The sequence below is a fragment of the Jejuia sp. G7-7 genome (assembly GCF_055808955.1).
The window spans coordinates 1,453,425-1,475,469 of the sequence record NZ_JBVVSZ010000001.1 but is presented as its reverse complement, the minus strand read 5'-3'; the positions used below and the strand labels follow the sequence as shown (position 1 = coordinate 1,475,469).

16 protein-coding genes and 4 pseudogenes are annotated in these 22,045 nt (G+C 32.9%); 10 read left to right on the top strand and 10 right to left on the bottom strand.

From position 1 onward, the window contains the following. The first annotated feature begins 87 nt into the window (after positions 1-87). From AC0L5U_RS07315 to AC0L5U_RS07285, 7 genes and pseudogenes are all read left to right on the top strand, one after another. Positions 88-1,369: pseudogene (locus AC0L5U_RS07315) on the top strand (sugar isomerase). 9 nt (positions 1,370-1,378) lie between these two features. Then, complete coding sequence (locus tag AC0L5U_RS07310) at positions 1,379-2,641, top strand: FGGY-family carbohydrate kinase (RefSeq protein WP_473415587.1); 1,263 nt, start codon at positions 1,379-1,381, stop codon at positions 2,639-2,641. Positions 2,642-2,814: 173 nt separating this feature from the next. After that, positions 2,815-4,104, top strand: coding sequence for a class II aldolase/adducin family protein (locus AC0L5U_RS07305; RefSeq protein ID WP_473415586.1), 1,290 nt, complete (start codon positions 2,815-2,817; stop codon positions 4,102-4,104). Between the two features lie 11 nt (positions 4,105-4,115). Then, a pseudogene (locus AC0L5U_RS07300) lies at positions 4,116-5,262 on the top strand (alpha-hydroxy acid oxidase). A gap of 37 nt (positions 5,263-5,299) precedes the next feature. Further along, positions 5,300-6,708 (top strand): annotated as a pseudogene (locus AC0L5U_RS07295) (purine-cytosine permease family protein). Between the two features lie 321 nt (positions 6,709-7,029). Next, positions 7,030-8,451, top strand: a complete 1,422-nt coding sequence (locus AC0L5U_RS07290) for a sulfatase (RefSeq protein WP_473415585.1) — start codon at positions 7,030-7,032, stop codon at positions 8,449-8,451. A gap of 68 nt (positions 8,452-8,519) precedes the next feature. After that, the gene (locus tag AC0L5U_RS07285; RefSeq protein WP_473415583.1) at positions 8,520-8,705 is read left to right on the top strand and encodes a hypothetical protein; all 186 of its coding nucleotides are present in this window, start codon (positions 8,520-8,522) and stop codon (positions 8,703-8,705) included. Between the two features lie 4 nt (positions 8,706-8,709). On the opposite strand, the gene AC0L5U_RS07280 is transcribed toward AC0L5U_RS07285, so the two are convergent. From AC0L5U_RS07280 to AC0L5U_RS07235, 10 genes and pseudogenes are all read right to left on the bottom strand, one after another. Continuing rightward, positions 8,710-9,453, bottom strand: coding sequence for an alpha-L-rhamnosidase C-terminal domain-containing protein (locus tag AC0L5U_RS07280; protein ID WP_473416200.1), 744 nt, complete (start codon positions 9,451-9,453; stop codon positions 8,710-8,712). An 8-nt stretch (positions 9,454-9,461) separates the two neighbouring features. Then, positions 9,462-9,674 (bottom strand): hypothetical protein, encoded by a 213-nt coding sequence (locus AC0L5U_RS07275; protein WP_473415582.1) that lies wholly within the window; start codon positions 9,672-9,674, stop codon positions 9,462-9,464. Then, positions 9,674-10,384, bottom strand: a complete 711-nt coding sequence (locus AC0L5U_RS07270) for a family 78 glycoside hydrolase catalytic domain (RefSeq protein ID WP_473416199.1) — start codon at positions 10,382-10,384, stop codon at positions 9,674-9,676. Before AC0L5U_RS07270 ends, AC0L5U_RS07275 begins: the two co-directional genes overlap by 1 nt. Positions 10,385-10,416: 32 nt before the next feature. Further along, entirely contained in the window at positions 10,417-11,325 is a 909-nt protein-coding gene (locus tag AC0L5U_RS07265) for an alpha-L-rhamnosidase N-terminal domain-containing protein (protein ID WP_473415580.1), read from the bottom strand. Next, positions 11,325-13,985 (bottom strand): glycoside hydrolase family 2 protein, encoded by a 2,661-nt coding sequence (locus AC0L5U_RS07260; RefSeq protein ID WP_473416197.1) that lies wholly within the window; start codon positions 13,983-13,985, stop codon positions 11,325-11,327. The genes AC0L5U_RS07265 and AC0L5U_RS07260 overlap by 1 nt, the downstream gene beginning before the upstream one ends. Further along, positions 13,958-14,197: a hypothetical protein gene (locus tag AC0L5U_RS07255; RefSeq protein ID WP_473415579.1), complete on the bottom strand. Its 240-nt coding sequence runs from the start codon at positions 14,195-14,197 to the stop codon at positions 13,958-13,960. The genes AC0L5U_RS07260 and AC0L5U_RS07255 overlap by 28 nt, the downstream gene beginning before the upstream one ends. An 88-nt stretch (positions 14,198-14,285) precedes the next feature. Further along, the gene (locus AC0L5U_RS07250) at positions 14,286-15,437 is read right to left on the bottom strand and encodes a DUF6786 family protein (RefSeq protein WP_473415578.1); all 1,152 of its coding nucleotides are present in this window, start codon (positions 15,435-15,437) and stop codon (positions 14,286-14,288) included. A gap of 47 nt (positions 15,438-15,484) precedes the next feature. Beyond that, positions 15,485-16,339, bottom strand: coding sequence for a fumarylacetoacetate hydrolase family protein (locus tag AC0L5U_RS07245; RefSeq protein WP_473415576.1), 855 nt, complete (start codon positions 16,337-16,339; stop codon positions 15,485-15,487). Positions 16,340-16,356: 17 nt separating this feature from the next. After that, positions 16,357-17,063 (bottom strand): annotated as a pseudogene (locus AC0L5U_RS07240) (SDR family NAD(P)-dependent oxidoreductase). Between the two features lie 70 nt (positions 17,064-17,133). Next, complete coding sequence (locus AC0L5U_RS07235) at positions 17,134-18,432, bottom strand: alpha-L-fucosidase (protein WP_473415575.1); 1,299 nt, start codon at positions 18,430-18,432, stop codon at positions 17,134-17,136. Between the two features lie 217 nt (positions 18,433-18,649). Between AC0L5U_RS07235 and AC0L5U_RS07230 the strand changes: the two genes are divergently transcribed. Genes AC0L5U_RS07230 through AC0L5U_RS07220 form a run of 3 tightly spaced genes read left to right on the top strand, consistent with a single transcriptional unit; the run spans position 18,650 to position 22,033 of the window. Next, the gene (locus AC0L5U_RS07230) at positions 18,650-19,213 is read left to right on the top strand and encodes a sulfatase-like hydrolase/transferase (protein ID WP_473415574.1); all 564 of its coding nucleotides are present in this window, start codon (positions 18,650-18,652) and stop codon (positions 19,211-19,213) included. After that, on the top strand, positions 19,210-20,193 hold the full coding sequence (locus AC0L5U_RS07225) for a sulfatase-like hydrolase/transferase (RefSeq protein WP_473415573.1): 984 nt from the start codon (positions 19,210-19,212) through the stop codon (positions 20,191-20,193). The genes AC0L5U_RS07230 and AC0L5U_RS07225 overlap by 4 nt, the downstream gene beginning before the upstream one ends. Then, entirely contained in the window at positions 20,168-22,033 is a 1,866-nt protein-coding gene (locus AC0L5U_RS07220; protein WP_473415572.1) for a sulfatase-like hydrolase/transferase, read from the top strand. Before AC0L5U_RS07225 ends, AC0L5U_RS07220 begins: the two co-directional genes overlap by 26 nt. Positions 22,034-22,045 lie beyond the last annotated feature (12 nt).

Sequence of the window (22,045 nt, the reverse complement as noted above, 5' to 3'; positions counted from 1 at the left end):
TTTAGTTGAGTAAAAAGAAAACTTCCATAGGTTTTAATTGAAGTTTATGGTGTTTTCTTTTTTTTTTTTTTGAAAGATATTAAAATTATGAAAATACAAAAACAGCAAATCTCAGATTACAATAAAAAAGGGATAGAAAGCCATAACGAAAACTTTGATTTTTTAGCAAATAAATTAAGTAAGCAGGGTCATGATGTTTCTGATATTATTTCAAAGCTAGCTGAATTTCAAGTGGCTATACCAAGTTGGGCTTTAGGAGCTGGAGGTACGCGTTTCGGACGTTTTGGATTCTATGGTGAACCTTCAAAACTTGGAACAAAAAATTGATGATGTTGGTATTTTACATAGTTTAACACAAACAGCTGGAGCTGTATCTCTTCATATCCTTTGGGATATTCCTTCAGATTATGCAGCTATAAAAGAGCAAGCAGATGGCTTGAATATAAAATTTGATTCCGTTAATTCTAATACATTTCAAGACCAAAAAGATGCTAAAGAAAGTTATAAATACGGTTCTTTAAGTAATACTAGTCAGGCGGTAAGAGATCAAGCTATTCAGCACAACATAGATGTTATCAATATTGGAAATAAGTTAGGGTCTAAAAGTTTAACTGTTTGGTTGGCTGATGGGTCTTGTTTTCCTGGACAAAATAACTTTCAAACTGCGTTTCAAAACACACAAGATAGCTTAGTAGATATTTATAAAGGTTTACCAGACGATTGGAAATTGTTAATTGAATACAAACCTTACGAACCAAACTTTTACAGTACTGTAATTCAAGATTGGGGAGCATCACTAATGTTAGCTAATGGATGTGGAGATAAAGCTTACACCCTTGTAGATTTAGGACATCACTTACCAAATAGCAACATTGAACAAATCGTTTCTATTTTACAATTAAAAGGTAAATTAGGAGGATTTCACTTCAACGATAGTAAATATGGTGATGATGATTTAACTGTTGGAAGTATCAAACCTTACGCATTATTCTTAATCTTCAATGAATTGGTTTATGGTATGCAAAATAATCCTCAAAACCCAGATTTAGCTTGGATGATTGATGCGAGTCATAACGTAAAAGACCCTTTAGAAGATTTAATTCAGTCTTTAGAAGCTATTCAAGAAGCATATGCAAAAGCGATGCTAATTGACCAAAATGCCTTGAAAGCGGCCCAAATTGATAATGATGTGGTTAAATGTCAAGAAATTTTACAAGGTGCTTACAGAACTGATGTAAGACCTTTACTTGAAAAAGCACGTTTAAATGTTGGAGGTGTTTTAAGTCCAATTAATGCTTATAGAACTTTAAGCGTTAGAGAAGGACTTATAAAAGAAAGAGGTAAACATACTGTAGCCACAGGACTTTAATCTTTTATTATGAAGAAAGTAACCGCTGTTTTTGATATAGGTAAAACCAATAAAAAGTTCTTTCTATTTGATAAGGATTTTAAAGAAGTTCATAAAGAATATATTTCTTTTGATGAAATTGAAGATGAAGATGGACATCCAACAGAAAACCTTCCAGAATTACAAAAATGGTTAAAAGATGTTTTTAATAGAATCTTAAAATCTAATAAGTTTGAAGTTAAAGCTATTAATTTTTCAACTTATGGTGCTAGTTTTGTTCATATTGACGAAGATGGAAACCCATTAACACCGCTTTACAATTACACCAAACCATTACCTGAAAACATTGTTTCATCTTTCTTTGAAGATTACGGTCCAAAAGAAGAATTTCTTAAAACTACAGGATGCGCAGATTTAAGTATGCTAAATTCTGGACTCCAGTTATATTGGTTAAAAAATACTAAACCAGAAGTTTATAAAAAGATAAAATATTCTTTGCACTTACCACAATATTTAAGTTACATATTTACAGGTATTCCTTTAAGTGAATATACAAGCATAGGCTGTCATACAGCATTATGGGATTATACTAAAAAAGATTACCACAATTGGGTTTATAAAGAAGGTTTTGATAAAATTTTACCACCTATAGTTTCTACTGAGACAAGTATAAATATGAACTACAACGGTAGTCGAATTAAAATAGGTGTTGGTATTCATGATAGTTCAGCAGCATTACTTCCTTATGTAAGAAGCATCAAGAAAAAATTTGTTTTAGTATCTACTGGTACTTGGAGTATTGTTTTTAATCCATTTACAGAAAACCCAATTTCTGAGGAGGTTTACAAAAAAGATGCGCTTAATTACATGCGAATTAATGGAAAACCTGTTAAAGCAACACGCATATTTTTAGGTAATGAGTATAAAGTGCAAGTTGCAAAACTAGATAAACATTTTGGTGTAAGTGATGATTATCATCGTACTGTTAGTTTTGATTATGATACTTATTTTGAAATTATACAAGATTTTAAATATTGTTATAGATGGGAGAGTATTACAGACAAAAATATGCCTGCAAAAACTCATATTACGTATCATAAATATGAACATGCATATCACCAGTTAATGACTGAGCTTGTTCAGTTACAAATTAAATGCATAAAAGCGGCTCTAGGTGGAGATAATATTGCCAGAATATATGTTGATGGCGGTTTTAGCAACAATGATATCTACATAAAACTGTTATCTCATCATTTTAGAGAAAAAATTACAGCACAACAGATGCTTCATTAGGGTCTGCATTGGGTGCTGCTATTGCAATTTCAGATAATAAATTAAACTCTAAGTTTTTAAAAGAAAATTATGCCCTTAAAAAGCATGTGCCTTTTATTGTAAAAAGCTAATTTTTAAAATATTAATATATTGAAATATAATCATTTCAATTATATAATTTCAAATTAAAGAAGATGTCTAAAAACATAAATTTAAAACATCCAAGAAATCAAATTACAGAAATTATAGATAGAATCTATAAAAGGGGAATGACTACTACCTCAGGTGGAAATATTTCAATAATTGATGATAATGGAGATATTTGGGTAACACCTTCTGCTATTGATAAAGGTTCTTTAAGGGCTACAGATATAATTTGTGTAAAAAAAGATGGTACCATTATAGGTAAACACAAGCCATCTTCAGAATTTCCTTTTCATAAAGCTATTTATGAAGCGAGACCTGATATTAAATCAGTAATTCACGCTCACCCACCAGCATTAGTGTCGTTTAGTATTGTACGACAAATTCCAAATACTAATATTATATCTCAAGCAAAACATATATGTGGTCCTATTGGCTATGCAAAATACAGGCTTCCAGGAAGTGAAGATTTAGGAGAAGTAATTGCAGATGAATTTAAAAAAGGATACAAAGCTATAATTATGGAGAATCATGGTACCGTTTTGGGAGGTAGTGATTTAACAGATGCTTTTGAACGTTTTGAAGCTTTAGAATTTTGTGCAAGTACCATTTTATATGGCTCTCAAATAGGTACGCCAAATTATTTGACAGATGAACAAATTGATGAATTTGAAGATCAAGCAACTGGTGTATTACCTGAAATGGAAATTACTAATTATCCAGCTGATGAAGTTGAGAAGCGCTCAGAAATTTGTAGAATTGTACAACGTTCTTGTCAGCAAGGTTTAATGATAAGTTCTTACGGTACTGTATCAATGCGATGGAAAGATAATGATTTTTTGATTACACCAACGGAAATTAACCGATGGGATTTAGAAATAGATGATATCGTTCAAATTAAGGATGGTAAACGAGAAGCTGGAGAAAAACCTAGTAGAGCATCTTGGATTCATCAAGAAATTTATAATCGTAATCCTGATGTGAATTCTATTATCATGACACAGTCCCCTTATTTGATGGCCTTTGGAGTTACGAATAGCTATTTGAACGTGAGAACCATTCCAGAAAGTTGGATTTTTCTTCAAGATATTAATGCTGTAAAATATGGAGATCATTTTAGAAAAAATAATAATTCTGAAATAGTAGATAGTTGTGCTACAGCTCTGATTATCGAAAATGATTCAGTTATTATTACCGGAGATAAACTACTTCAAACATTTGATTATCTAGAAGTAGCAGAATTTAGTGCAAAATCTATTGTTCTAGGTAATTCATTAGGCGAGTTAGTGCCAATTAATGATGAACAAGTAGACGATTTAAGAAAAAAGTTTTTATCTTAATATAAAATATCATGGCTATACATTTTGACACCCGATATCCATCTATTGATGATTTGAGAACTAAAGCTCAAAAAAATACCAAAATTTGCTTTTGAATATTTGGATGGTGGATGTAACGAAGATGTTAATTTAATTAGAAATACATCAGAGCTAAGAGAAGTACAACTTAAGCCTAATTATTTACGAAAGCATCATGGGTCTTCTTTAAAAACTGAATTGTTTGGTATTGAATATGACGCCCCTTTTGGTATAGCTCCAGTAGGTCTTCAAGGACTTATGTGGCCTAATTCTCCGGAAATTTTGGCTAAAGCAGCTTTTGAGCATAACATTCCATTTATATTAAGTACAGTAACCACAACAAGTATTGAGAGAGCTAGTGAGCTAACAGAAGGAAAAGCATGGTTTCAATTATATCATCCTACGGAAAACAAATTAAGAGACGATATTATTAAACGAGCAGAAGCTGCAGAATGTCCTGTTTTAGTTATTCTATGTGATGTTCCAACGTTTGGTATTAGACCAAGAGATATAAGAAATGGTTTAGCAATGCCACCAAAAATGAATTTAACTAATATTTTGCAAGCATTTGGAAGACCACATTGGAGTTTGCAAACTCTAAAGCATGGTATTCCAAATTTTGAGGTTTTAAAACCTTACATGCCCAAAGGCTTAGATTTAAAACAGTTAGGTAAGTTCATGGATCAAACCTTCAGCGGGAGATTAAATGAAGATAAAATAAAACCTATCCGTGATATGTGGAAAGGTAAATTGGTACTTAAAGGTGTTGCTTCAGAATATGATGCAGAAGAAGCAATACGATTAGGAATTGATGGAATTATTGTTTCTAATCATGGCGGACGCCAATTAGATGCTGGGCAATCTACAATAAAACCATTAACAACAATTGCTGAAAAATACGGAGACCAAATAGAAGTGATGATGGATAGTGGTATTCGCTCAGGTCCTGATGTTGCAAGAGCTATGGCAAGTGGTGCTAAATTTACATTTATGGGGCGCTCATTTATGTATGGTGTTTCTGCTTTAGGGAATAAAGGAGGTGATCATACTATTTCATTGTTAAAAACTGAATTACAGCAAGTTATGGAGCAATTGTGCTGTGAAAAAACAACAGATTTTCCTTACCATTTAATTAAATAATCTAGAACCAACAAACAACTAACTAAAGCTAAATTATATGAGCCAATACAATATTGAAGAAGACATCGAAGAAATAGCAGGTGGAGAATTTGAAAGAACTCCAGTTCCACAATCTAAATTAAAAGGATGGAAAAGTTTTATAGGTATGTATGCTGGAGAGCATGCTGCCGGAACAGAATTCATGATTGGTCCATTATTTTTAACAGCAGGTGTTAGGTGCTTTCGATTTAATTATTGGATTATTAATAGGAAATTTATTAGCGGTATTAAGTTGGAGGTTTTTAACTGCTGAAATTGCAGTTAAAAATAGGTTGACACTATATTTTCAATTAGAAAAAATATGTGGTAAAAAATTAGTTACGGGATATAATTTAGCGAACGGAATTTTATTTTGTTTCCTAGCAGGTTCAATGATTACTGTATCTGCAACTGCAGTAGGTATTCCTTTTGATATGCCAATGCCTAAACTAGACGATACACTACCTAATGGAATGACATGGATAATCATTGTAATTGTAATAGGTGCTGTAATTTCAATAATCGCTGCACGCGGTTATGATACTGTTACTAAAGCCGCAAACTGGATGTCTCCATTTATAGTATTAGCATTTGTTGCAGCAGGTATAGTGGCTCTTGGTCAATTAGGAGTTGATAGTTTTTCTAAGTTTTGGGATATTTGGGGTGAAGGAGGGGAACCTTTTCCAGGACAAACAAAATTTACATTTTGGCATGTTGTTATATGGTCATGGTTTGCTAATGGTGCTATGCATATTGGTATGTCGGATTTATCAGTATTCAGATTTGCTAAAAAAGCAAAAGCAGGTTGGGCTACAGCTGCAGGAATGTATGTAGGCCATTATATGGCATGGATAGCAGCGGCTTTATTATATGCTGTTTATTTAAAATCTCCTGAAGCACAAGCTTTCTTATCAACTAATTCTGCACCTCCAGTTGCTCCTGGACCTATGGCTTATAATGCTATTGGTGTATTTGGTATTATTGCTGTAGTTTTAGCAGGATGGACAACTGCAAATCCAACAATTTACAGAGCTGGTCTTAGCTTTTCAGGCTATTTTACCAAAATTATCTACTGCAAAAGTTACAATTTTGGCTGGAGCAATAGCAACAATAGCAGGTTTATTCCCAGCATTTGCAATGAAGTTATTAGGCTTTGTCGCACTTTACGGTTTCATTTTAGCTCCTTTTGGAGCTATAATAGTATTTGAACATTTCTTTCATAAAAAGGCTGGCATAGTTAAGAATTATGCTGAAGTAGCTAATTTATCATTCAATAAATCGGTGTTTTGGGTTTGGGCTATTAGTTTTGGTATATTCTACTTTATATCTGTGCAATTTGATGTGTTCTTATCATTTGTAACACTTCCTGCATGGTTACTATGTGGTGTTCTGTTTTTAGTTTTGAGTAAGTCTTTTCAAAAGAAATAAATAATTATTTAAATGAAAATTTTAGTAGTCTTAATCTCAATATTACTATTCTTAAACGTTTTACTTGTGCTTTTTAGTTGTAATTCAGACTCAAAAACAGAAAATAAAATTTAGTTTTATATTCTATATGATTTATTGTAATTTTAATTTAGAATTGAAATAATTTCAGCTTTAAATTAAGAGGTATTTGTAGAGTGTCTATTGCAATTTACTAGTTGAACATTCACATTAGGCCTATTGTGAAACGATTCTACTATACATGACAAATAGTTTTCTCAATTTCAATTTTATAATAGGTTCATTAAAAATATTTAGACATATATGAAAGCGTCTAGATTTATAACTATAAATATTTTGATAATTACTTTATCAATTTTTTCTTGTAGGCCAAAGGTAACTATTGCTAAAAATTCAAAGCCCAATGTGTTGTTTATAATGATTGATGATTTAAACGATTATCAAGGCGCATTTGGTGGACACCCTCAAGCTAAAACACCGCACATAGACCAATTAGCGCTTTCTGGAACTAAGTTTACTAATGGGCATTCAAATGTTCCCGTATGTTCCCCATCAAGAAATAGTTTAATGACAGGAGTTTATCCGCATAATTCCAGAGATTATGGGTGGACCCCTCATTTTAAACACGCTAGATTAAAAAATCATAAAACGTTTATTGAACTATTTAAAGAAAACGGATATAAAACATATGGAACAGGTAAGTTATTACATAAAAATGTAAAGAATTATTGGGACCATTGGGGAGTACCAGAGCAAATAAATTACGGGCCACATGCTTCAAGTGGTCTAGATGAAAAAGGTAAACGAATAATCGGTCACCCATCAGTTCCAGAACCTTTCAGAAGTATAAATGTAGTTGATGGTTCGTTTGCACCATTTTCGGATATACCAGTAGTAGTTGATGAGAATGGAAAAACTAAAGAAACGGGTTGGACATATGGAAATAAAGAGTTTATATATGAAAATGATTCTATTAGAGATTTAATGCCTGATGAATTACATGCAGAATGGGTTGTAAATACGATAAAAAAACTTGACGAAAATAACGCAGAAGAACCTTTCTTTATGGGTATTGGTTTTGTAAAACCTCACACACCTTTATACGCTCCCAAAAAGTATTTCGATTTATTTCCGTTGGAAGACATCCAAATGCCAAAAATTATAAAAGACGATAATAGTGATGTGCATTATACTTCGGTTTATAATGCTACAGAAATGGGATTAGCTTACTATCAAAAATTAAAACAATCTTACCCTGAAGGAGATTTGGGCTTACGTAAGTTTCTACAAGCCTATTTAGCGTGTATAGCTTTTGTTGACGATCAGGTTGGGCGTGTAATTGATGCTTTGGATAATACTAGGTTTAAGGAAAATACGATTGTGGTTCTTGTTAGCGATCATGGTTGGCAGATGGGAGAGAAGCAGTACTTATATAAAAATTCACCTTGGGATGAAAGTACAAGAATACCTTTTATAATTCGCGATCCAAAACGTTCTAAAGTTGGAGATGAAGTAGATGAGGCAGTCTCATTGATTGACATGTATCCAACCTTTAAAGATTTATGCAATTTAAGTGGAAGTATCACTAAAGATAATTCTGAAAAAGAATTGGATGGTTCTAGTTTAAGACCATTTTTAGAAAACCCTCAAACTACTAAATGGCAAGGTGCAAAAGGGGCATTAACAGTTTTAGGTGCTGGTATTAGTAAGCCAATTGAGGTATAGGTTTTAGTAGTAACCCAGGCGCATTATGGCACATCGAAATTATTAAAGACTTAGAAGAAGATTATGTTTTGCAGCAAAACTATTCATACAGAACAAAAGATTGGCGTTACATTTTATACAGAAACGGAAAAGAAGAATTATATCATAATGCTAACGACACTTATGAGTGGTATAATTTGGCTGAAAATGAAAAATATCAGCAAATAAAAACTAAGCTACATAAAGATATGATGGAAATTATCAATACAAAGTAAACACTTAAAATTTGATGCTATAAATACCTTTTTTTAATATTAAGTTTTTTGCGTTTGAATCTATCGATTCTCCGTTTAAAAAGATATCTTTTAAATTGCCTTTAAGGCTGGAAACATCAAGATTAACAATAATGCCTTTAGGGATATTAAGTTGAATTTCTTTTCTAGAGCTTAAATTCCATACTATGCTTACTATTCCATGAGGTGTTGGTATGTCAGCAGAAACCTGTTTTAAAGTTGTATGAGGTCTAGAAATCAAAATTTCTTTCATGCCAGGTTTTGTAACTTTCATTCCTAGAACATATTCAGCAATTAGTGCAGGTGGGAAGGCACTTTCGGTTTGTGCATCACTACGGGTTCTTCCTCCTTGAAATTTACCTGTTCTCCCAGAACCATCCAACCACCATTCTTCCCATAGTGTACCATTGGTTTTATCTTTGAGCATATGTTTAAACCGCGTATTCAACATTTCAAGAGATGCTTCTTCATAGCCATATATAGCCAATCCTTTATGCAGAAAAAAGGACATAGCAGGACTTACCATAGTCATTCCATTAGTTCTTTTTATAAAATTATGTTGGTCTTTTTTCAATAATTGTCTTGCAACTATGCCGCCTTGTTCTGGAGTAGCAACTTTCAAAGCTAAAGCCATAGCGTTGGCATGCTCACTAAATTGCTTTGAGCGTTGTCCATTAATAAAGGCATCTGCAAATAACTGTTTTTCTTCATCCCAAAAACTTGAAGAAATTGATGTTCTTAAAAGTTGAGCACGTTCTTTAAAATTAGACTTTCTTCAATTATATTGAGCCAATTTAAAAGCATTGAAAAATCATCTAGGGCACCTAGATAATGTCCGTTTAAGCATAAGTTTGCACCTCGGCGATCATTCAAGGTGTGGTCTAACCAATATGCATAAGGCGGGCTATCAAGCATTCCTAATTCGTTTGTGTAAGAATGTAATAAACGCATCAGTTTTTGTGCAGTAGGTAATAAATAACGAACAGTTTCGGTGTCTCCAGAATACAAAAAGTAATTATATAAACCTTCGAGATCCATAAGCAATTTGAATCCAAAATAACCATGTAATCATCACGTGCCAATGGTGCATAAGCAGGCATTAAACCATTTGCCTGCTGTTCTTGGGCAATTTGGATTAAATACCTTCTTTGTAGATGCGTATCGCCATAGGTAAAGTAATTCCCTAATGCGGCATAATAACCAGTTTGTGCATATTGTCTGCGCTCCCGGTAGTTGTCTGTAAAAGCATCTGTAGTGCAAACATCAATTGTTTTTACCGCTGCGTGCCATAAATTTTCCAGCCAAGGCGCTTCTGGAGTTGAAACACTTCCTTTTAATTCGAACGGATAAGATATTTGATGTATTCCGACAGAATTGATTTTAATAGCACTCTTGCTGCCTTTAGTTGCAATTGCCAAATAACGTGTAGGCTTAAAATACATCGATTGCCACTCATCTTTTCTGCCAGATAGAACAAGCTTGTCAGCAAATTCAGAATCCACAGTTTTATGTGAGAATTTCTCATTGAGGATATAAGGCGCTTCTAGGATATAAACTTCTGTGTTTTTTGAACCCTCAATACTTAATTTTGGCATGCCATTAATTACTTTTCCAAAATCAAAAAGTAAAAACCAAGTTTTATTTTCATCGGAGGGAGGCAGTATGATTGGTTGATTTCTATTTAAAAAGCTTTTTAAGTTTTTCGAAATTTTTTGTCAATTGTTCCATTTAATGTAACTGGAATATCCAGTATTGAAGCTTTAGACTCTGAATGTTGAATTCGTTTGGCTTCAATTATATTTATCGGTTTTACGTTGGCTTCACTTAAATAAGGGATATCACGAAGTACAAGAGACGTCCATGGTGTTGTTAATGGTGTTGCTATCTCATCTTTTTTTGGTGCTGGCCAACCAGAATTTCTTAATAATGCTGTTGCCTGTTTCCATTTTGTGTCATCAAAATCTATTGCTTGAAAATCGGCTATTTTTTTATTAAAATCAATATTGTCGTTTACTACCAATTGAAACCTTCCAATGATTTTAGAATTGTTGTCCCAAGATTCATCTGGCATAACTTTCCAAGCGTTATTTGTAAATAATGTTGTTGATTCGTTGTTGTCTTTTAAATCTAACTGCGCCAATAATCCTGCTCTTCCCTTTAGATGATATGATATTTTTCCTTTTTGAAAATGAACGCGAACCGCAATAGTGTTTTTGCCAGTTTTAAGAATAGATTTTATGTCTAAAACATCGAAGTATTGATGATGAGGAGCACTTCTCGCAGGTCCTTGAATAATAGCTTTTCCATTTATGTGTAATTCGTATTTTGAAGACGCTGTAATTCTTAGCGTGGCTTCCTCTGGAAGTTCATCTAAATGAAACGAACGTCGCGCAAGCATAACATCAGATCGTACATCATTTGGCATCCAAATCCATTGTGCTTGCCATTTTTTTAATGAAATATTCTCGGATACATTTTGTGACCAAATGCCTTTAACTCCGTATTTTAATTTAGTTACGTTTTGCCCAAAAACATAGTATTGGATAACCAATGTGAACAACGCTATAAGCTTCCAGTTTATATGTGCTTTATATAGCATCATCATTTTGAAACGTAGTTAATGATATTGAAAAGTAATTTTTCAGCAACGGGATCTTTGTCTAAAAACTCAATAATTCTTAGAGTAGAAAGTAGCATTTTGCCTTTTCCAAATGGTGTTTCTAAAACATCTGCTGCCCACCAAACGTCTCCCGTACCATTAAAATGACGCACCATAATATCGTTATTTGGAAAATGATCATAACCAATTAATCCTACTATATAGTCGCCTTTTATTTTAGACATTGAAACATCTGGATGTACATTTTCATAAACTCCATGCATAATCGTTTTAGTAGGTAAACCTTCAAAAACAGGATGTTTTGTAACAATATGAGATTTTGCTGCCCAACCACCACGAGTAGTCCATTTTTGATGAAGTTCCGCTTCAAAAGGTAAACCTTCCACATCAACCTCTTCTAATTTTCGATTAAAACCTGGAATCTTTTTTCCAAGAACTTCAAAAAATACTATATAGCCGCCATCTTTTGCAAACTTGCGCAAGGTTTCAACAGTTTCTAGATATTTCTCATCTTTTTTATCTGTTTTTCCAACTAAAACAGGAATATTTTTATTTAAGTTTTTACTAAAAGGTACAAATTCAATATGCTTGCTTTTAAGAAAATTAGATAATGTATTATCAAAATCTACAACTGCAATTTTAACTGAAGGCGTTTCTAATTGTTCCGATTGAAAAACGTCAAAAGATTGATAATTATTAGTAATTACTTTCCCTGTTTTATTTTTTACTTCAACCTTAACAGTATAGTTTCCGCAGTAAGTTTCGGTATTCAGCTTTGTTGAAAACAGGTTTGAAATACCAGAAGTAAAGTCCGTCTCAAAATTTTTAGTAAACACTTCTTTACCTTCTTCAGAACTAATTTTCACAGAAATACTAACGGGTTCGTTTTCAAGTTCGTTAACGCCATGAATTTCTAGAGTAGCCCCTTTTTTAGCATAAATATTTCTTGGAAGAATTCTTATGGGAGTGGTTTGTGGTTGATTAGCTTCTTTGGTCATACCGTACACCAACGTTTTTGGATTGCGCCATAAATCAAGTAAACCTGCACCTAAAACCCAATCGCCACCAACTAAGGCGTGGATGCAATAACCTTTTACTGTAGAATTTAAACGCGTAGCTTCAATCATGCGCTTGTTGGCAATGCCATGCATTTTTTGTTGCTCTAAATATAGTGTGGTTACATCGGGGTATATGTTATTAAAACCACTTTTTTGCAATGCTTTGTTGTAGCCATCATCTAATGCTTTATGATAAATGGTAGGTGCTACAATAGGATTTCCTTTTGAAGCAAAATCTTTGTTATTTGAAGTTAAATTTGGTGTGCTTCCATAACCTAATTCAGAAATATAGGACATAATTCCAGGAACCACATTTTTACCATAGCCTTTAGTTTTACCCAAGTTCAACTTTTTCTTATCATCATCAGTTTTTGCAGTTGCTAAATAACCATTGAATTCTTTTTCATCAACTTGAGAACCGCTATAGTGATGGATATCGTTGAATTTTTTAGGCGTACGCTCAAAAGGCAAGTAAATATTTGCGCCTTCTCCCCATCCACCAGATTCATCTAAAATCATACGAGTAGGATCTAATTCTCGAGCCAAAATCGACATGGAATTTAACATTTGAGCCAAAATAGGGCGGTTAATTTCATTGAATAATTCCCATTGTACAATGCATGTCCTGTTTCTATTGCTTAAGATAGTTTGTCGCAATTCATTCTCTACCATAAATGGTAATCGTGGTGTTGAAATTGGGCGGTGCATACATTCTACAACCAAACTGCCAACGGTTAGCATGCCCATTTCATCACATAAATCTAACCACATTTTTGGTGCAGGTTTACGCCAAGGACGAATCATATTAAATCCAGCTTCTTTGGCTAGTTGTATTTCCTTAATAGCCATTTCTCGATTTTCTGGATAGGCTAAACCAACGGGGTACAAGCCTTCAAAAAACGCAGCTTTTAAATATAAGAGTTCGTCATTTAAATAAAACGCATCATTTTTAACGGTAAACTCTCGCATTCCAAATTTGGTGTTCCAATTATCTAAAATGTTACCGTTAGTTTTTAAACTAACTTCAGCTTTATATAAATATGGGTTTTTAGGAGACCAGTACCTAGCTTCTGGAATTTTTAAATCCCATTGTATTTCATTTTTTCCAGGTAGAACTTCAACTTCTTTAATTTCAGTAGCAACTTCATTGCCTTCTTTTGATACAATTCGAATAGCTAATTCTACTTTTTCTAATTGAGTTTTTATATTTTCAATTTCAATATTAAAAATTGCAGTATTAGTACCTATTCTGGGATCAATAAAAACATCTTTTAATCCTGTTGTTCCTTTTGTTTTTATAGTAACCGATTGCCAAATTCCACCAGTTATGGCACCACGCCACATGGGTACTTCCTGTCTTCCTAAGCCATCTATGTTTTTATCGGTTAAGATAATAGGGCTAATTACCCTAACAATTAACACATTTTCTTCGCCAGCTTTCATAAGTTTGTCCACTCTAAAACTAAATGGGGTATAACCTCCTTCATGAAAACCAACAACTTCATTGTTTAACCAAAATTCTGATTTGTAATTAACAGCGTCAAAATGAAGTTCGACTACTTTATCATTCCAATTTTCAGGAATATTAAAGGTTGTTCTGTAAATACCAACACCTTCATAATTTTTTCAATTGTTTCCCAACAACTCGGGACATCAATAGTCTTAATGTTTGGGTTTAAGTCAAAAATTTCATTTAAATACCATTTTTTAGTTATGGCTTCATTATCATGATCAAAAATAATATCCCATTTGCCATCGAGCGAAATTTGGTTTTTATTTTCGGTATTTTGCGCCATAGCGTAGAAGTTTAATAGAGAGATTAGAGAAATGAGGCTTAGTTGGAAATATTTATTTAGCATATTTGTTGTATTCTCTATATTGAGTTTAGAATTTTGGGATTTCGTTCAAATCTACTTTTAAAACCTTTTTACTGATGATATTCAAATCCTCGAAACTTCCTTCAAAATGATAGGTAGTATGTCTATGATATTGCGTTTCATTCGTACCTAATTCTTTAGCGCTAGAAGAAGATTCAAATTCATAAAATGGCCAGTTTCTATCTAAAGTTTCATTTACTTCGCCATTAAATATATTGATGACATCGCCATCATACGGAGATGTGTTTTCGGGTAAGGAGTTGACATAAAGCGCATCATTTTCAAAAGTAAATTTTATAATATTTAGCTGCTTGTTTTTTTGCGAATAGCTACCCATAATATTTTTGGATAAATGAGATTTAATACCAATTTTATTCAACCCCATAGCGTCTGCTTTGTAAAACACAACAGAGTCTTTAATTAATAATCTATCTGAAGTAACAGGTGTAAAATACCCTGTTACTGAATCTGTTTCTTTTTGAAGAGGAATGATAACTCGATTGTCAGGACTAGTTAGCATACACCCTAAATCCCAAATGCATAAAAGGCCTTTTTCTTTTTGCCATTGTTTACCTAAGTTTTTGATGGTTGTCTCTGTAGAAAACCCTACATAAGCTATGTTTTCATTCAATGTAATATCCAAATCACTTTCAATTTGTGATTCTGTTAAAAGCGAAAGTTTTCGTGTTGCATTAATATTAAAAATATAACCTTTTGTGTTTCTAATTTCCATATCAGAACCATAAACGATTGAAAGAGAATCTTTTTTAATAAGTTGAAATTTTTTTGTGTTTAATTCTGGAGAAATTTTCATATTGCCAATATCTCTTTCAGCTCCTTCATCAAAGAAAATTGAATATTCGCCAAACTCGGGTCCAAACCACATTCTGCTTTCTCCTCCTAATTTTGATAAGTTTGTTTCATGAGTTTTATCATTAAATAGTTTCCAATTGATATAACCATATGATTTTCCATCTAATCCATTTGCAGTACTTGAAAAGATTTTGCCTTGGTAGCTACCAGAAACAGCAATCGCTGAATTTTTATATTTCAAAACCTTTAAATCATCAATAGTAGATAGCTTTTCAATGACATCTGAAAAAGAATCTGATTGAGTTTCTATAGCATCAGGGGATTTGCAACATGTTAATACTAACATTATTAAAGATGAAACAAAGCAAAGTTTTAAATTCTCCATTGTCAGATTTATGAGTACGCTTTTACTTTTTGTTTAGAACTACCTAAACCCTCGATACCAAGTTCTACGATATCTCCAGGTTTTAAGTATAATGGTGGTTTTAATCCCATACCTACTCCAAAAGGCGTTCCAGTTGATATAATATCGCCAGGAAGTAAAGTCATAAATTGACTAATATGGCTTATGGCTTGCTGAACACTAAAAATAAAATCTGATGTTGAACTATTTTGCATTAACTCCCCATTTAGTTTTAACCATAAATTGAGGTTATTAGGGTTTTTAATTTCATCTTTAGTAGCAATAAAAGGTCCTATTGGTGCAAAAGTATCAGAGCTTTTTCCTTTAACCCATTGACCAGAACGCTCTAGTTGGTATGCTCTTTCACTCACATCATTATGCAACATATATCCAGCTATATGGCCTAATACATCTTTCTCTTCTACATACGAAGCTTTTTTACCAATTACTACAGATAACTCAACCTCCCAATCTGTTTTTAAACTTCCCTTCAGGATTATGATATCATCGAATGGACCAACAATAGCAGATGTAGCTTTAAAAAATATAACAGGCTCTTTAGGGATTTCCATACCAGCTTCTTGGGCATGTTTTGCATAATTTAACCCAACACAAACAATTTTAGAAGGTCTAGCGAGTGGTGGACCTAAGCGTTCATTTGTATTAATAACTGGGCAATTAGATTGATTCATCTCAAGCCAATTTTTTAGTTTTTCAATGCCATTGTTTCCAAAGAATTCTTCATTGTAATCGGTTCCAAAATTAGATGTATCTAATCTTAAACCATTTTCTAATTGAATACCTGGTTTTTCTTTACCTACCGCTCCAAATCGTATTAATTTCATTTAGTTATAATTTATTATTATGCATTTAGTGTTACAAAACCACCATCAATTGGGTAGTTGGATCCTGTTATAAAGCCTGCTTCATCGGAGCATAAAAATAGTGCTAAGTCTGCAATTTCTTGTGTGCTCCCATTCTGCCAATGGGTTGGGTTTTTGACAGCTTTTCAAACATTTCTTTTTCCTTACCTGGGTAATTTCTGTTGATAAATCCATCTACAAATGGGGTGTGTACTCTACCAGGAGCTATACAGTTACATCGTATACCTTCATTTATATAATCTTTAGCTACAGAATAGGTCATAGTAAGTACAGCTCCTTTACTCATAGAATAAGCAAAACGATTGTTTAACCCAACCGTAGACCCAATAGAAGCAAGGTTTAAAATAACACCACCACCTTTTTTTAGCGATGGAATAGCAGCTTTAATACAATTATAAACCCCTTTAACATTAACTTGATAAAGTCGATCTAAATCTGCTTCTTCTACTGTCTCAATATTACCAACATGTGCTATGCCTGCATTATTAACTAAAATATCTATCTTTTCAGTTTCTGTAATTTTTTTAACAATTGCATTTACATTTTGCTGGTCTGCTACATCACATTTATGGGCTTGAGCTATATTACCATTGTTTTTTATCTCGTTTACTGTTTTTTGAGCAGCTTCAATATTAAAATCTAGAATATGGACTTTCCCTTCTTGTTCTGCAAAGGTTAGGGCTATTGCCTTACCAATACCACTTCCGCCACCTGTAACTATTACTGTTTTATTTTTTAAACTGAACTTTGTCATTTTATTTTAATATTATTTCAATTATGGTATCAATATCGTTTAAAGCATTTTCAGGAATCTTTAATGTTAAGCCATAACTATCTTTTTTAAATTTTAATTTCTCTTTGTTTTTGAAGAGTTTTATTGAAGAGATATTTTTATTAAAATCAGGTATGAAAATTGTAGACTCATTATTTAGCCAATGAAGATAGAGTGTTTTTCCTTTTTGCGTAGACACCATGTTTTCTGAAGGAGAAATACTTCCGGCTTTACAACCATATATTGTTTCTCCATTAACTTTTAGCCAATCTCCAATCTCTTTTAATGACTGAATATGTTTTGGTTGAATTTCTCCATTGGGCATAGGTCCTACATTTAGCAATAAATTACTATCATAGCCAGCGGCACTAATTAAATATTGAATAAGTTCTTTTTTGTTTTTATGTTTATTGTCACGAATATTAAAACCCCAAGACCCATTTATGGTTTCGCAGACTTCTTTGGGAAGTGAACCAATATCTTCTGATTTACTCGCAAAGCGTTGCGTTGCTTTTCCAGGCAAATCTTTTTCAAACATTTGAAAATCTTCGCCTGATTTTACAGCTTCATGATGATTATTGCCTATTAAACATTGTGGCTGTAAATCATGAACCAATTTATAAATTTCATCATAATGCCAATTGGCCGTTTTTTTATCCCAATCACCATCAAACCAAATACCACCTATTTCTCCATAATTTGTCAATAGTTCTTTTAATTGTGCCTTCATGAAGTCTATGTAATCCTTCCAATTCCCTTCTTCTCTTCCTTTAATACCATTTCCCGTTCGTCCTCGTGGAAAATAATCATCTCTATTCCAATCCAAAAGAGAATAATAAAAAAATAATTTGATGCCTTCTTTTTTGCATTCGGTTGCTAATGCTTTTAATATATCTTTTTTGTAGGGTGTGCTTTTTACAATAGTGTAATCTGTTGCTTTAGAATCAAACATTGAAAAGCCATCATGGTGCCTACTTGTGATCGTAATGTATTTCATGCCAGCGTCTTTAGCTATTTTTACCCATGCTCTTGCATCAAACTCAATTGGGTTAAAGAATGAAGGAAGTTTTTCATAATTATCTACCGAAATATTCTGTATTTGCATAACCCATTCACCATCACCTAAAATGCTGTAGACACCCCAATGAATGAACATGCCAAATTTAGCATCTTCAAACCATTGTCTTGCTTCTAAATTTGAAGCTGTTGGAACATAGTCTTTCTGTGAAAAACTTTTAAAACAGATAAGAGTAATAAATACCAAAAGAATGCTTTTTTTCATTTGATTAGTTTTAAATTTAGATATTTCAATATTTATAGTTTGTTATAGACTGATACTTAATCACTAAAGATATTAGTTAAAAAACTAATATAAAACTATCCAATATAAAAATGACTTAAAAAGATTATCAATAGTTGTGAAGATTAGAAGATTTGTTACTAAGAGAATGAAACTATTTTCATTTTTTTGTGTTAAACTCATTATATTAAAATTAAATATGAAACTTAAGTTATTAGTAATTATTCTTTTTGTTAAAGTACTTTTTGCGTGTGCTCAAAATACTAACAATACTAAACCCAATATATTAGTAATTTATACTGATGACCATAGATATACTGGTGTTCACGCACTTGGTGGTATGCCAGTTAAAACTCCTAATATGGATATGTTAGTAAATGATGGTATTGCGTTTGCAAATACCTATTTACAGGGTGCTTTTTCAGGAGCAACATGTGTACCTAGTCGTGCTATGTTACTTACGGGAAGGAATTTATTTTCTTTAGACGGTATTGGTAGAACTATTCCTGAAGCGCATACAACAATGGGGGAGTGGTTTAAAAAATCTGGCTACAATACGCATATAGTTGGGAAATGGCATCAGGATAACGCATCTTTAAATCGCTCTTTTGATTCTGGAGATAAAATTATGGGACGTGATGGTTATTTGGTAGACCATTTTAGAATGCCATTTTGGGATTTTGATAAAAACAGTAATTATAAACGAAAAGATGCTTATTTATTAGAATATGATACTCAAGGTAATCTTATAAAAGAGGTTTGACTAGTGAAGACAAAAGAGGGCCAATAGGAACCGAAAAAAATGGGCCGCATACCTCAGAGGTTTTTGCAGAACATGCTACAAAATACATTACGAATTATAAAAAGAAAGATCCGTTTTTTATGTATTTGGCTTTTCATGCACCACATGACCCAAGACAAGCACCACAAGAATATTTGGAAATGTATCCGCACGAGGCTATTGAATTAACTCCATCTTACATGGCGCAACATCCTTTTGATAATGGCGATATGGTATTAAGAGATGAAGCACTAGCGCCATGGCCAAGAACTCCTGAAGTTGCTAAAAAGCATTTGGCAGACTATTATGCCATAATTAGCCATCTAGACCATCAAATAGGAAAAGTAATTGGAGCTTTAAAGTCAAGCGGTAAGTATAAAAATACGTTGATTGTATTTGCTGGAGATAGTGGTTTGGCTGTCGGGAATCACGGATTAATTGGTAAACAAAGTGTGTATGATGAAGATGGAATTCATGTGCCTTTTGTAGTTTCGGGAGGATTTATAAATGAAAAGGGAAAACGCATAAATGCCCTAAGTTATACTCATGATATTTTTCCAACAGTTTGCGATTTGGTAGGTGTTAATGCGCCAAAATCTGCAAATGGAAAAAGTTTAATACCTGTTATTTCAAATAATGAAACACAAGTTAGAAATTCAACATATCATGCTTATAAACAATTTCAAAGAGCTTATAGAAAAGGCGATTATAAATTGATTGAATATGTAAAAGCAGATGGCAATCATTGGAAGGATGGCTTGTATATTGCAGGTTCTAGAGTAACCCAATTATTCAATATAACTGAAGACACTTGGGAAACTAACAATTTATCTTTTTTACCTGAATACAAGGAAATACTAAATACTATGCGGAAAGAAATGAAAGAACAGGCAGTAATGTTTGGCGATACTAAAACAGAAGCAAAAGGAAGAGAATATGATTTTTGGAAATACTATAATTAATATGAAGGCATTTGTCAAGTTAAGTTTACTCATCGTTTTTTGTTTGAAGTTAAATGCGCAAACAGAAAGTAAACCTAACATTTTATGGATAATTACTGATGACCACAGAGCAGATGCAGTACAAGCTTTTAATCGTGCTACAATCGGACAAGACGATAGTGCTTTGGGTTATGTAAGTTCCCCGAATATAGATGCTCTGGCTAAAGAGGGCACTTTGTTTATTAATGCCTATTGTAATTCTCCAGCGTGTGCGCCTTCAAGAGCATCAATGATGACAGGTCAATATCCGCATCATAATGGAATTACAGGTTTTGAAGTCGGACATAACAGAAATTCTCAAACCAAAGATTTGTTGCCAGAAGCCATGAAAAAATTAGGATATGGTACTTCTATTTATGGGAAATTCGGATTCCGATTACTGTCATGGGATGAAAAAAAGCAAAAGCCTACATTTAAAAGTCCATGGTATTACGATCATGAATTAAATGGTAAAAACGATTTGCAAATTCTTGGGTTTACAGATTTCAGTAATAAAGAAAAAGTAATGATAGATGGTAAAAAACTTGGAACCGAAGATTTCTTTTTAGCTAAAGATATTAACCTTCGTGTTATTCCTGATTCTAAAGCCAAAAGCGATATCAATCATATGATTGATGTTGATAATAAGTTTTCAATTTTACGAGCATACACGCGAAAACAAAATCATATGATTATTGGAGGAGAAAGCCCTAGACCTGCTTTTGAAACCTTTGATGGTTTTATTTTAAAAGAATTTCAGAATTATCTAAATAGTCCAAACCGAGAGTTTAGAACCTATTCAGGAAGAATAGTAAATGGACCAAAAACAAATGAACCTCAATTTATGAGTTTAAATTTTCATTTACCGCATACACCAGTATTAGCTCCAAAATCTTTTCGAGATCAATTTAAAAACAAAATTTATAAAGTTCCAGATTTTGATAAAAAAGCAGAGCATGAAACTTTACCTCCGCAACTTCTCAAGTTATATCAAAATATGAAAATTGATGGACTTTCTTCAGAAGATAAGCAACAGGCTATTGCAGATTATTATGCGTTTTGTGCCTATGCCGACGCATTAATAGGTAAAGCTATAGAAGATTTTAAAGCCTACAATGAGAAACATAAACAAGAGTATGTAATTATTTTAACAGTTGGAGACCATGGTTGGCATTTAGGCGAGCAAGGTATAGAAGCAAAGTTTGCACCTTATGATACTTCCAATAGAGGTGCTATTGTTTTAGCTGGATCTAATACTACAAAATACCCTGTAGATAGAGTAAGCGAAAATTATGTGGAATATGTGGATATCTATGCAACAGCTTTATCTGCCGCTAACGCAGATCTTTCTGAAAAGAAATACGAGCATTTAGATGGTTACGATATGGCAGAAATCGCCAAAGATAAAAGTGTAAAGCGAGACTATGTTTTGGGTGAAATGAATCATGTTTATGGCCCCAGAGCATATATAAGAGGAAAAGATTTTGCGTTTTCAATGCGTATCAAAGAAAAAAATAGCAAACCAGGAAAACAAGTACCACCTGGGACAGGTTTGGATTGGGCAAGAAATCAATCTCTAGAAACTGTTGAAGCTGCTTTATTTGATTTAAGAGTAGATGCTAAAGAACAAAATAATGTTGCGCTCAATAAGGATTACAAAAAACTGTCTGAGTGGTTTCAAAAGAAACTCACAGATATTGTTTTAGGCGATGGTAGAGTTGAAATTGATTGGAGTAAGTTAGATGCCTATGCTATTAGTGATTTTGCGTTGGATTCCGATGATAAAAAACTAGATATCCCTAAAAGTATTATTCCAAACTAATCAATGGTATAT